This is a genomic window from Sulfurimonas sp. NW7, from assembly GCF_051132265.1.
GTDB classification, from domain to species: Bacteria; Campylobacterota; Campylobacteria; order Campylobacterales; family Sulfurimonadaceae; genus Sulfurimonas; species Sulfurimonas hydrogeniphila.
On the sequence record NZ_CP093235.1, the window covers coordinates 1 to 12,929 of the forward strand.

At 34.8% G+C, this 12,929-nt stretch carries 10 protein-coding genes; 8 read left to right on the forward strand and 2 right to left on the reverse strand.

Annotated elements, in window-relative coordinates:
• The first annotated feature begins 100 nt into the window (after positions 1-100).
• The 5 genes from dnaA to MLC35_RS00025 all read left to right on the forward strand — a co-directional run bounded on the left by dnaA (position 101) and on the right by MLC35_RS00025 (position 6,940).
• Positions 101-1,408, forward strand: a complete 1,308-nt coding sequence (gene dnaA, locus MLC35_RS00005) for a chromosomal replication initiator protein DnaA (RefSeq protein ID WP_193150788.1) — start codon at positions 101-103, stop codon at positions 1,406-1,408.
• 182 nt (positions 1,409-1,590) lie between these two features.
• Positions 1,591-2,658 carry a DNA polymerase III subunit beta gene (gene dnaN / locus MLC35_RS00010; RefSeq protein ID WP_434637128.1) on the forward strand — a complete coding sequence of 356 codons (1,068 nt, stop codon included), beginning with the start codon at positions 1,591-1,593 and terminating at the stop codon, positions 2,656-2,658.
• 101 nt (positions 2,659-2,759) lie between these two features.
• Positions 2,760-5,078, forward strand: coding sequence for a DNA topoisomerase (ATP-hydrolyzing) subunit B (gene gyrB / locus MLC35_RS00015; RefSeq protein ID WP_434637130.1), 2,319 nt, complete (start codon positions 2,760-2,762; stop codon positions 5,076-5,078).
• Positions 5,079-6,473, forward strand: coding sequence for a bifunctional diguanylate cyclase/phosphodiesterase (locus MLC35_RS00020; protein ID WP_434637132.1), 1,395 nt, complete (start codon positions 5,079-5,081; stop codon positions 6,471-6,473).
• A 17-nt stretch (positions 6,474-6,490) separates the two neighbouring features.
• The gene (locus tag MLC35_RS00025) at positions 6,491-6,940 is read left to right on the forward strand and encodes a hypothetical protein (protein ID WP_346389059.1); all 450 of its coding nucleotides are present in this window, start codon (positions 6,491-6,493) and stop codon (positions 6,938-6,940) included.
• On the opposite strand, the gene MLC35_RS00030 is transcribed toward MLC35_RS00025, so the two are convergent.
• Entirely contained in the window at positions 6,929-8,167 is a 1,239-nt protein-coding gene (locus tag MLC35_RS00030) for a CCA tRNA nucleotidyltransferase (protein WP_434637134.1), read from the reverse strand. The two genes, MLC35_RS00025 and MLC35_RS00030, sit on opposite strands and share 12 nt — an antisense overlap.
• Positions 8,168-8,295: 128 nt before the next feature.
• On the opposite strand from MLC35_RS00030, the gene typA reads away from it, so the two are divergent.
• Positions 8,296-10,098: a translational GTPase TypA gene (gene typA, locus MLC35_RS00035; RefSeq protein ID WP_151901455.1), complete on the forward strand. Its 1,803-nt coding sequence runs from the start codon at positions 8,296-8,298 to the stop codon at positions 10,096-10,098.
• Positions 10,099-10,110: 12 nt separating this feature from the next.
• On the opposite strand, the gene MLC35_RS00040 is transcribed toward typA, so the two are convergent.
• The gene (locus MLC35_RS00040; protein WP_434637136.1) at positions 10,111-11,103 is read right to left on the reverse strand and encodes a hydrolase; all 993 of its coding nucleotides are present in this window, start codon (positions 11,101-11,103) and stop codon (positions 10,111-10,113) included.
• Positions 11,104-11,178: 75 nt separating this feature from the next.
• On the opposite strand from MLC35_RS00040, the gene MLC35_RS00045 reads away from it, so the two are divergent.
• Both MLC35_RS00045 and MLC35_RS00050 read left to right on the forward strand, forming a co-directional pair.
• Positions 11,179-12,201 (forward strand): ribonucleotide-diphosphate reductase subunit beta, encoded by a 1,023-nt coding sequence (locus MLC35_RS00045; RefSeq protein WP_151901453.1) that lies wholly within the window; start codon positions 11,179-11,181, stop codon positions 12,199-12,201.
• Positions 12,188-12,928, forward strand: coding sequence for a carbon-nitrogen hydrolase family protein (locus tag MLC35_RS00050; RefSeq protein WP_151901452.1), 741 nt, complete (start codon positions 12,188-12,190; stop codon positions 12,926-12,928). Before MLC35_RS00045 ends, MLC35_RS00050 begins: the two co-directional genes overlap by 14 nt.
• Position 12,929: the final 1 nt, after the last annotated feature.

Consider the following 12,929-nt stretch of genomic DNA (forward strand, 5'->3'; position numbering starts at 1 on the left):
ATATTCACATAAGAGAATTTTGGCTATTCACATCTATTTAACCCTGTTTTATGGATAAAAAAAGTATTATTCACATATAAAAAAAGAAACAAGGTTTTATGTGAATATAGGTCAAGAAGTATTACAGGCACTCAAAGATGAAATAAGTGAACTCGAATATAACAGATATATAAGACATCTCTCTTATGATATAAAAAAATCTACTGCTGATTTGGCTATATTTTATGCTCCCAATGCACTGGTTGTCAACTGGATTAAAAATAAATACAGAGAAAAAATAGCACATCTTTTTGAAGTAAAAAACGGTTCCAAAGTAAATGTAGAAATAACGCTTAAAAACAGTATAGAAAAAAGAAAGACAAAAAAAGCCGTAGAAGTAAAACAAAGCAGCTCTTTGTTAAATCCTTCACACTCTTTTGACAACTTTATGGTCGGAGGTTCCAACCAGTTTGCCTATGCTGCTGTAAAAAGTGTCAGCGAAAATGCAGGAAAAGTTTACAATCCTTTGTTTATCTACGGTGGTGTCGGTCTTGGAAAAACCCACCTCATGCAGGCAGCCGGCAATGTTTTTCAAAATGAAGGCAAAGTTGTTATATATACGACAGTTGAGCAGTTTTTAAATGATTTTATCCGACATGTACGGAACAAAACGATGGAACGTTTTCAGGAAAAATACCGTAAATGTGATGTACTGCTTATTGATGATATTCAGTTTTTAAGTAATAAAGAAGGTATTCAAGAAGAATTTTTTCACACTTTTGAAGCTTTAAAAGGTGCCGGAAAGCAAATTATTCTCACGGCTGACAAACATCCTAAAAAAATCGGCGGTCTTGAAGCGCGTCTGCAAAGCAGATTTGAGTGGGGACTCGTTGCCGATATACAGCCACCGGAATTAGAAACAAAAATAGCCATCATCAAGAAAAAATGTGAAATAAACAAGGTAAAACTCTCCGAAGATATAGTCAACTACATAGCAACCGTCATCGACAGCAATGTAAGAGAAATTGAAGGAATACTTTCCAAACTCCATGCCTATTCACAACTGATGCATGTTGACATTGATCTGGATTTTACAAAAAATGTGCTCAAAGACCAGATGAATGAGAACAGAGCAAACCTTACAATGGAAACCATTACCGAAGTTGTAGCCAAAGATCTCAACATCAAACCAAGTGAAATACGTTCAAAAGGCAGAAGCAAAAATATTGTATATGCCCGTAGAATTGCCATATATATCTGCCGCGAACTTACACAAAACACAATGCCTCAACTCGCACAGTATTTTGGAATGAAAGACCATACCGCCATCAGCCATACCATTAAAAAAATCAACAATCTACTTAAAGATGATGAAGATTTTAAAGTAAAAATTGATGAACTTACAAACAAAATAACATCTATCTCCTGATTTTATTTTAAAAGCATTAAAAAAAAAGATATAATTGTAAAAGTGAATAGATGTGAAAGAAGCCTTAAGGTGTATTCACATCTCAAAAAGTAAGCCTGTAGGTGTTTGAGTTGATTTGTCACATATTCACTCCATACTACTACTACTTACTAAAATTATATAAATATATAGGGATTTAAAAAATGAAAATTACCATCTCAAAATCTATATTGGAAAATATACTCATTCATGCTGCACCTTTTTTGGAAAAAAAAGATACATCACAGATAACTTCACATGTCTATATGAATGTTTCCAGCTCAAAACTAACACTGAAGGCAACTGATTATGAAATAGGTTTTTTAGTATCAACTGATAATCTAAAAATTGAAAACGAAGGCAGTATTACCGCTAACGGTAAAAAATTTCTCGATATTGTCAGAATATTAAAAGATGATGATATTAATTTGGAAGCAAAAAATGACACTCTTCTTATATCACAGGGACACTCTAATTTCAAACTGCCTACTTTTTCATATAATGAGTTTCCGGAATTTCCTTCTTACGAAGGAAAACCAAGAATTTCCATCGAATCACACACTCTCATCGAATCTTTAAAAAAAATAACACCTGCCATAGATACCAACAATCCCAAATTTGAACTTAACGGTGCTTTAATAGATATAAAAAAAGATTCTATTAACTTTGCAGCCACAGATACACGAAGATTGGCAGTTGTTACTCTTAACAACCAAAGTGAGAACGAATTATCTATAATAATTCCCAAAAAAGCAATTGTTGAAATCCAAAAACTCTTTTTTGATAATATCGAGCTCTATTATGACGAAACAAATCTTATTATCCATTCAGAACAATATACTTTTTTTACAAAACTCATTAACGGAAAATTCCCTGAATATTCAAGAATCATTCCCAAAGAAACAAACTATAATCTGGTTTTGCCTAAAGCCATTATGATTAATTCTATCAAACAAATTACAACTATATCTACAGATGTAAAACTCACTTTTTTCAATGATACCATCAGTTTTGAAAGTTTAAGCGAAGACAACATCGAAGCAAAAACAGAAATTAGTTACAACACAGGTTTCGATGAACCTTTTTCAATAGCAATCAATTCAAAATATTTACTTGATTTTTTAAATTCTATAAACTCTTCAGAATTTACAATCGGACTCAATGAAGGAAACCTTCCTTTTGTTTTAAAAGATGAAAATTTTATTACAGTTGTTATGCCTATAGTTATTTAAACTGTAGGTTCTCCCTTCCTCTGCACAGCTATAAAACTTATCATAAGATTATTTTAGATAAAATGTCTTTAATTATGCCGAAAACGGCAATGGAGTATTAAATGCAACAAGAATATGGCGCTAGTAATATTAAAGTTCTTAAAGGCTTGGAAGCTGTTCGTAAACGTCCCGGTATGTATATCGGAGATACCGGACACCGCGGTCTGCATCACTTGGTCTATGAAGTTATTGATAACTCTATTGATGAAGCAATGGCAGGGTATTGTGACACTATAACAGTAACACTCACTAAAAACGGTACATGTAAAGTCAGTGACAACGGTCGCGGAATTCCGACAGAGATGCACCCTACCGAAAATATGAGCGCCGCTACTGTTGTTTTAACAGTACTGCATGCCGGAGGTAAATTCGACAAAGATACCTACAAAGTTTCCGGAGGACTGCACGGAGTCGGTGTTTCTGTTGTAAATGCCCTCTCTTCTGATTTACACATGACAATTTACCGTGACGGGAAAATCCATGAACAGGATTTTAAAATGGGGATTCCCCAGGGACCTCTTGAAGTTACAGGAACAACCCGTAAAACCGGTACAACTATTGAATTTGCAGCAGATCCGAGTATCTTTACAGAAACAATAACCTTTGAATACGAATATCTGGCAAAAAGATTCAAAGAACTTGCCTATCTGAATCCTTTTATCACCATAAAATTCAATGATGAAAGAAACGGTACAAAAGAAGTCTATCATTTTGAAGGCGGTATAGCCCAGTATGTAAATGATATGAATAAAAAAGAAATTGTTGCCAATGTCTACAGTTTCAGCGGAAAAGCCGAAGATATAGAGTTTGACATTGCCCTGATGTATAATGACTCCTATGAAGAAAAACTTGCCTCATTTGTCAATAATATCCGCACGCCAAACGGGGGAACACATGAAGCAGGTTTTCGTGCAGGACTTACACGTGTCATATCAAACTATAATGCCAAAAACGGTGCCGCAAAAGAAAAAGATGTCAAAATTTCCGGAGATGACGTAAAAGAAGGACTGATTACAATTGTTTCAGTCCGTGTTCCGGAACCTCAGTTTGAAGGACAGACAAAAGGAAAACTCGGAAACACCTATGTACGTCCGCTTATTCAAAAAGCAACAGGTGAAGCTCTTAACAAATATTTTGAAGAAAATCCTATAGAGGCCAAAGCCATTGTCAGCAAAGCTTTAATGGCAGCACGCGGTCGTGAAGCTGCCAAAAAAGCAAGAGAATTAACACGAAGAAAAGATTCTATGAGTGTTGGCACCCTTCCAGGAAAATTGGCTGATTGTCAAAGCAAAGATGCAAGTATCTGCGAACTCTATCTGGTGGAAGGGGATTCTGCGGGTGGTTCTGCAAAAATGGGGCGTGACCGTGTTTTTCAGGCAATTTTACCACTTAAAGGTAAAATTCTAAATGTTGAAAAAGCACGGCTTGACAAGATTTTAAAATCAGATGAAATTACAAATATGATAACGGCTATGGGTTGTGGAATCGGAGAAGAGTATAAAGAAGAAAAACTCCGTTACCATAAAATTATTATCATGACGGATGCTGATGTTGACGGTTCTCATATTCAGACACTTCTCCTTACTTTCTTTTTCAGGTATTTTCGTGACATTATCGATAAAGGCTATTTGTACCTTGCACAACCGCCACTGTATCGTTACAAAAAAGGCAAAAAAGAGATCTATTTTAAAGATGATGCTGCTATGAATGAATATCTTATCAGCAACGGTATAGAATCTTTGGAAGTTGACGGAGTGGGAAATAATGATTTAATAGCCTATTTTAAAATGGTTGATCATTATGCTTCTTCACTCGAAGCACTCAATCGTCGTTATGCTCTTGTAAAACTTATCCGTCATTTTATTGAAAACCCTGACCTGATTGCCTTGCCTGCAAAAGAGATGTTTGTTGAAATAGAGAAATTTTTAACTTCAATAAACAACAATATTTTAACCTATACCATTAATGAAGAAACAAATGAAATTCATCTTTTTGTACAGACAGAAACAGGAATGGAAGAGCTTCTTATAAATGATGATCTTTTTTCTGCTCCGCATTTCAATGAAGCAAGTTTTGTTTATAAAAAGATAACAGAATGGGATATTCATTTTGACAAAGATATCATAGAAGTACTGGAAAATATCAAAGACTATGCAAGAAAAGGTGCGTATATTCAACGCTACAAAGGTCTGGGTGAAATGAATCCTGATCAGTTATGGGAAACAACCATGACACCTGAAAACCGTGTCCTTTTACAAATTTCCATAGAAGATGCAACTGTTGCATCAGATGCATTTACATTGTTTATGGGTGATGAAGTTGAACCTCGTCGTAACTATATCGAAACACATGCAAAAGATGTGAAGCATTTAGACGTATAAATGTTATTGTCCCAAACAAAAGAGAGGGAATACCGTTTTAAGCTTGCACTTAGAATGGCTTTACCTATCTTTGCTCTTATACTTGCCTTTATTTTTCATACACTTATCAGTAATTACACTACACTTGAAATATCATTTTATATAGAAGCTGTTTTACTTTTACTTGTCAGTATCTACTTTATTTTTTTTCTTATATACAAAGGATTTGATGTAAAAATAACAGACAGTGTAACAAAAACCTTCAGCAGAGAATATCTGTATCAATATTTGCAAAAAGAGATAAAACAAAAAAAAGAGTATACGCTGATTCTTATCAGTATAGATAATTTAAATGATATAAATACTCTTTACGGATTAAAAAACGGAGATAAAGTTTTAAAGTATGTTGTTGATTGGATAACAGAGTATTTAAAAAAAGAAGGGATTGAAAATTTTCCTATTGGTCACATTAAAGGCGGTGATTTTATCATAGGACTTGATGGAGCAAAAGACAGATACAGCACTTTGCTAGAACTTATATGTTTAAAATCCAATGATTTGAATGTGGATGATATAGAGATAAAAATATCAGGAGCCATGACAGATACGAGTTATTCAAAAGATTTAAATTACCTCATAGAAAACCTTTTTGATCTTCAAAATAAAAACAAAAATATGAAATACAAAGAAGAAGAGAGTATCAATCCAAATGAATTGGAATTATTGGTCATTGATGCTATTGAAAATAAAAATCTTCTTATTATGTCACAGGCAGTTTACAACAATAAAAATGATGCAGTCTTTAGAGAATGTTATATAAAACTCAAAGGACAAAACAAAAAAATAATTCATCCAAAAACATATTTAAAAGTTATCAATAAACTGGGACTCGGTGTGAGTTTTGATTTGATGGTCTTAGAAGAAATTTTAAAAAACTGCCAATACAGAGAAAATATTTACGCAATCAATGTTTTGCCTACATCATTGAGAAATGACAAATTCCTTTCAAAAACAAAAGAACTTTTAAAAGAATATTCTGACAAGAAAATAATGTTTGTTTTAAGTGAAATGCAGTATTATTCTTATATAAGCAGATATAATAGTATAATAAAATCGTTAAAAGCTTTTGGTGTCCTTGTAGCCATAGACAGATTAGGTTCACTGCATACAAGTTTTTTATATTTAAGAGAATTAAATATTGATGTAGTCCGATTTGATACTTATTATTCAAATAAAGAAAAACTATTTCACAATCGTAATATAATTGATGGTTTTACTGTTATGGCTCATGAAAAAGGTGTAAAAACCTGGATAAAAAATATAGAAGATAAAGAAGTTTACACGGTTGCCAAAGAGATGAAAATTGATTATCTGGAAGGAAAATATCTCTCAGAAATTGAAACTGTTGTAAACTAAAATATAAGGAGTAGATAATGTTTGGTAAAAAAAATCAAGATAAATTGGCAAATTCGCAATTAATTGAAAAAATAGCAAAAATGAATCTTACCGAAATGCGCTCTTATATAAAAAATAATATGAAAGATCTTGCACTAAGTGTTGAAGGCGCAAATGAAGTTATGAAAAAACTTATTTCGTTTGATGAAAAAACACAAGCATATTTTATTAAAAACGATGATATGGATATAAAAAAGAAAAAAGCTTTTGAGCTTTTTATTGCTGTTTTGACGAACAAACATATTAATATGGAAACTATCGAATCAGCTCAAAAATTTTTAGAAATTTATAAAGAACTTATCAATGATTATGACACACGTAATAAACAAATATACAGTTCAAAACTCGTTGAGACTTTAAAATCAGCAATAAACACTATAAATCAATATTCAAAACTACAAAATAAAATGAATATTTTAGGAAAGTAGATTTTTTTGGAGCCAGATGAGAGCATCAGATTTAGTGTTAAAAATATTTTGAATCTGTGCCTGATATGTTGATTGAAGTATTTTTGAAAATTCTTTTGATGGCTGCAGACCCAGTTCAATTAAATCTTTTCCACTGACGAGAGGAGGAATTGGTTTATGAAGTACATTGAGTTTTTTCGCTTTTTTGAGTAAATACTCTGTATTTTTCTTTTTCTTCTGCGTTACATGTAAGTAGTGTGCATAAAATGCAATATCTGTTTTTTGAGCAAGTTTGTATATATCATAATCATTAAAATCATCTAAATCAAAATCAATTGTATGAAGTTGCAAAACTTTTTTGATTAGTGTTTTTTCATTTGTTACTCTCTGTAAAAATGTCTGTGTCTGTATTGTTGAAAACTTCGATGTTATAACAGCCAAAGCAAGTATAACAAACTCTTTATCATTTGTTATTGACAGTTGTTTTAACATATCCAAAGAGTTGAAAATTTCCTTATACTCTTGTCTGTTTAGAAATGCAAGTTCTCTAAAAAATGAAAATGCTCCTAACTCTTTAAGAAGATTAAATCCGAGAGAGGGTTTGTCTGATTTTAGAAGAAGTTTTTGTAATTCTTGAAAAACTCTTTCTTTGGGAAGTTCTTCAAGAAGTTTTTCTTTTATCATCTCTTTACATGTAAGCATAAGAATTTTATCAAGCTTCATACGGAAGCGGGATGCAAAGACAACGGCACGAAGAACCCGCAAAGGATCCTCTTTAAATTTTTGTTTATCCACAGAGCGTAATATTTTTTTATCTAAATCTTCTCTGCCGTGATAAGGATCTAATATTTTTTTACCGACAACATCATAACCTATGGCATTGATGGTAAAATCCCTTCTGAGTGCAGCTGTTTTAAAATCCAGATTTTTATAGATTTTGATTGCAAAACCCTGATGTCCCGAAGCAATTTTGTTATCTTCTCTTGGCAGAGAAAAATCCAAATCCAAATTTTTATAGTACATCTTGCAGACACCAAAGCTCTTTCCAACACTGTTCACCTTTCCAAATTCCTGTAAAATTTCTTCAACTTTATCAAGAGAACTGACTCCGTAGAGCTCAATATCAATATCATTTGAAGGAATTCCTAAAAGTGTATCGCGAATATAACCGCCTACAATGACAGGCAGTATATTGTGTGTGTATAATTTGTGAAAAATAGTATCGAGACTCTTCGGATAGTTAATCATACTCTAAGTATATCACTAATTTTACAAGGATATAATAATTATTTGGGTATAATTCGCGAAAAATAGCTGAAAGTACTCTGAAATGCAGAATTTTCTTCAGCAAATTTTCCAAATAAAGGAAACCCCTAATGCAAAAAATTAGAAATATAGCCGTTATCGCTCACGTTGACCACGGTAAAACTACACTGGTTGATGGGCTCTTGGAGCAATCCGGTACATTCGGTTCTCACGAACAACATGATGAAAGAGCGATGGATAGCAATGACATCGAAAAAGAGCGTGGTATTACGATTCTTTCAAAAAATACAGCTATTCGTTACAAAGATTATAAAATCAATATTATAGATACTCCGGGCCACGCCGATTTTGGTGGGGAAGTTGAACGTGTTTTAAAAATGGTAGATGGTGTTTTGGTACTTGTTGATGCCTATGAAGGTGTTATGCCTCAAACAAAATTTGTTGTGAAAAAAATGCTGGCACTTGGTAAAATGCCGATTGTCGTTATCAATAAAATTGACAAACCTTCAGCAGATCCTGAGCGTGTTGTAGATGAAATGTTTGACCTTTTTGCAGACATGGGTGCAACAGACGAACAGCAGGATTTTCCTATTATCTATGCTGCTGCCCGTGACGGTATGGCAAAAATGGATATGGATGATCCTGATGGTGATTTCGAGTGTATTTTTGAAACAATCATCAATAAAATTCCTGAACCGGAGGGTGATGCACAAAATCCTCTGCAGGCACAGGTATTTACACTTGATTATGACAACTATGTCGGTAAAATCGGTATCAGCCGTATCTTTAACGGTACTGTACATAAAGGCGACAATGTTATGCTTGCAAAAGCTGACGGCGAAATGGTCAAAGGAAAAATCTCCAAACTTATAGGTTTTCACGGACTGAACCGTATGGAAATCGAAGAGGCGGAAGCAGGAGATATTGTTGCATTTGCAGGAATGGAAACTGTTGATGTTGGAGACACGATTGCCGATCCTGTAAATCCTGTTGCACTTGATCCTATGCATGTTGAAGAGCCGACACTGACTGTTGTTTTTGCCGTAAATGATTCTCCTTTGGCCGGTAAAGAAGGCAAACACGTTACATCAAACAAGCTTCGTGAAAGACTTGAGTTTGAGATGAACACAAATGTTGCCATGCGTCTTGAAGTTGTCGGCGAGGGTAAATTCAAAGTTTCCGGCCGTGGTGAACTTCAAATTACAGTACTTGCCGAAAATATGCGTCGCGAAAACTTTGAATTTTCAATTTCGCGTCCGGAAGTTATTACCAAAGAGATTAACGGTGTGAAATGTGAACCTTTTGAGCATTTGGTGATTGATGTTCCGGAAGATTTAAGCGGTACGGTTATTGAGCGTTTGGGAAAAAGAAAAGCGGAAATGAAATCAATGCTGCCAATGGGACAGGGTTTCCAACGTATAGAGTTTGAAATTCCTGCGCGTGCACTTATCGGTTTTAGAGGGCAGTTTTTGACAGATACAAAAGGTGAGGGTGTAATGAATCACTCTTTCTTGGAATTTCGTCCGTTCTCAGGTGAAGTTGAGTCACGTTCGTACGGTGCACTTGTTTCCATGACATCTGGTTCTACACTGGCTTTCTCGCTTTTTGGTATTCAAGACCGCGGTGTTTTGTTTATCGGTGTGCAGACAGAAGTGTATGAGGGTATGATTATCGGTGAGCATTCACGTTCAAATGACCTTGTGGTAAATCCTATTAAAGGAAAAGCACAGTCAAATGTCCGTTCAAGCGGTGCAGATGAGGCGATTAAACTTGTTCCGCCTCGTGATATGAGTTTAGAGCGTGCATTAGAGTGGATAGAAGATGACGAACTTTTGGAAGTGACACCTAAAAATATTCGTATCCGTAAGAAATTTTTAACAGAGAGTGAAAGAAAACGTCACGCACGCAAATAAAAATAGAGAGTTTCAAATATCTTTTTGAACCTCTTGCTGCAAAAATGTTTTAAAAAAACTGACAACTCTTTTTTCCGCCCAATATTGAGGGCGGAAAATACTTCCTGACACAAACCCCACATGTCCTCCAAATTCACTGACTTCCAATTCAACGGCAGATGATATTTCATTATATTTTGGCAATATATCAGGAGGCATAAAGGGATCATCTTTCGCATGAATAACAAGTGTTGGAACTGATATGAATTTTAAAAACTGTCTGCTGCTGGATTTCGTATAATACTCCTGTGCAGAGCAAAATCCATGAACAGGGGCTGTGTAGACATTGTCAAATTCCCAAAAATTTTTTAATTTTTTTATCTCATTTTGCTGCAAAGAAATAATCTGTTGCATATTAAAAGATTCATATTTCTTTTCCAAGTCTCTTTTTAAATCTTTTAATAAAATCTTTTGATAAAATTTTGCAAAGCCTTTATTTATGTGTGTGGCACATTTGTCTAAAAGCATCGGTGCAGATACAGCAACAGCGGCAGTAAGTTTACATGTAGAGCGTTTCTCTCCTAAAAGTTTCAGGAGCATATTTGCACCGAGTGAAAATCCGACCGCAAATATCTTTGCCCGGGGATATCTTTTTGAAACAGCCTGTATAAATTCAAAAGCATCCTGTGTATCACCGCTGTGGTATGATCTTGGTTTGAGATTCTGCTTGCCCGAACAGCCTCTGAAATGCATGACTACACTGCTGAATCCCGCTTCTTTGAGTCCTTTTACTGTTCCTTGAATATAGGGAGACTTATAAGAACCTGCCAATCCGTGAAAAAGTATGACAACAGGAGACATTTTTGTATGATTATCAATCTTTTTCCAATAACATTCGAGAAAATCTCCGTCGCTGAGGGTGAATGTTTCTATCTCAAAATTTTTGACAAGAACCCTTCGAAAGAGGCTGGCATAGACAGTTTGTACATGTCTGTTTTTTAATAAAATAGATGGTTTGAAATTCATTCTCATATCTTATCAAAAATTTATCTACAGATGGATATAATCATACACTCAAATAATCACTTACAAGGGAATTCCATGAACAGAAAACAGATATATAACCCTGACTCAACTGAAAATGTTAATGACAGAAAAGTCTTTGGCGGAAATCCGACAGGTATTTTTGAACTCAATAACATTAAATACCAATGGGCATATAATCTGTGGGAGATGATGCTCAACAACACATGGTTTCCAAAAGAAGTTGATATGACACGGGATGTCAATGATTACAAACAACTCACGGATGCTGAAAAAACGGCTTATGACAAAGCGCTTTCGCAACTTATTTTTATGGATTCACTCCAAACAAACAATTTAATAGATAACGTAAATCCTTATGTGACTGCTCCTGAGATAAATCTTATTTTGGTGCGCCAGTCTTTTGAAGAGGCTTTGCACTCACAAAGTTATGCTGTGATGGTTGATTCTATTTCCACAAATTCGGAAGAGATATATGATCTGTGGCGCAGAGATATGATGCTCAAACACAAAAATGATACGATTGCCGCAGTCTATCAGGAGCTGGCAAAAAATCCGACAGATACAAATTTTGTCAAAGCATGTTTTGCAAATCAGATACTTGAAGGCATCTATTTTTACAGTGGTTTTACCTACATCTATACACTGGCACGTTCGGGAAAAATGCTCGGTTCCGCACAGATGATTCGTTTCATTCAGCGTGATGAAGTGACACACCTGGTACTGTTTCAAAATTTAATCAATACCTTAAGAAAAGAGCGACCGGATCTTTTTACTGATGAACTCAGAGCCGATGTAATTGAGATGTTTAAAGAGGCTGTCAAGCTTGAGACCGAGTGGGGAAAATATATCACGCAGGGACAGATTTTAGGTTTGACAGATGGGATTGTTGAGCAGTATATTCAGTATCTCGCCGATGACAGATTAAACTCTGTCGGTTTTGACAAGCTGTACAATGTCTCCAACCCTATTAAATGGGTAGATGACTTTGCAAAATTCAATGACCAGAAAACAAACTTCTTTGAAGGCACTGTAACAAACTACTCAAAAGGCAGTCTTTCGTTTGATGATGACTTCTAACACTGCCGAATACTCTTTATGCTCTTTGTTGTTTGAAACAACACAGAGTTATGAAAATAATTTACAGACACTTTTGGCACTTATTACACAAACAGAAAAAAATACCATTATAGTTGCACCTGAAGTGTGTTTGACTTCTTATGATTATGAGCGTATGGATGCAATGCTTGCTTTTGCGCCACGGGCTACTGAGGCACTGAAAAAAGTTTCTCATGACAAAATCATTGTTTTGACAATGTTAGAAGAAAAAGAGGGGAAAGTCTATAACTTTGCCAAAGTTTTTTATAACGGAGAAGTGGTGTTTCAAAGAGCAAAAGCCAAACTTTTTAAATTTGGTGATGAAGACAAATACATGCATGCAGGCAGTGAAGAAGATTTTAAAATAGTGGAAGTTGCCGGTATTAAGTTAGCCGTGTTTGTTTGTTTTGAACTGCGTTTTAAAGAACTGTGGCAAAAATCAGAAGGGGCCGATGTTATTGCCGTGCCTTCATGGTGGGGAGAGTTGCGTACAGAGCATTTTAAAATTTTGACACAGGCACTGGCCTTGATGAATCAGTGCTATGTTGTGGCAAGTGACAGTGCAAATAAAGAGTGCACAGCAATGAGCGGTATTATCACCCCGCAGGGTGAAGCCTTCAGAAACACAAACAAGTCTTGTTTGAAAATGCAGTACAGGAAAAAAGAGATAAAACTAATGAGAAGATATATGGATGTGGGGATAGAATAAC